Below are 382 nucleotides of genomic sequence, written 5' to 3'. Positions count from 1 at the left end.
AATTTCGCCACTGCACTGCACTTGCCTTTTTACTCAAGCGCTCGACTTGAGTATTCCATTGCATTTTTCCTTTCCCTTCCCGAAGGCAGGTCGTGGTCAACACAATGGCGCGCCCGGCAGGATTCGAACCTACGACCCCCTGGTTCGTAGCCAGGTACTCTATCCAGCTGAGCTACGGGCGCGTTAAAAAGCAAGCCTTGAATCATAGCGTTGTTTCGCAAACCGTGCAAGTCGGTTGCCAGGCATTGCTCAAGCCGTTTCCTCGCTCAGCCTCAAGGCGGCATCGGCGGCAAGGCCATCGGCAACCACTCTCATTCTCATTGACTGTCGGTCAGTCATTATTTATAGTTCTCTCACCCCCGCACGCCGCCCGCACGCCCAC

The 382-nt window shown here is 55.2% G+C and carries 1 tRNA gene; it reads right to left on the bottom strand.

Annotation, left to right across the window (positions count from 1 at the left end):
• Nucleotides 1–105: 105 nt before the first annotated feature.
• Nucleotides 106–182: transfer RNA gene (locus JG676_RS08750), tRNA-Arg, on the bottom strand.
• Nucleotides 183–382 lie beyond the last annotated feature (200 nt).

It is taken from the genome of Campylobacter sp. 2018MI34, from assembly GCF_016598975.1.
Classification (GTDB): Bacteria; Campylobacterota; Campylobacteria; order Campylobacterales; family Campylobacteraceae; genus Campylobacter_D.
This window is presented reverse-complemented; position numbering and strand designations above follow the sequence as displayed.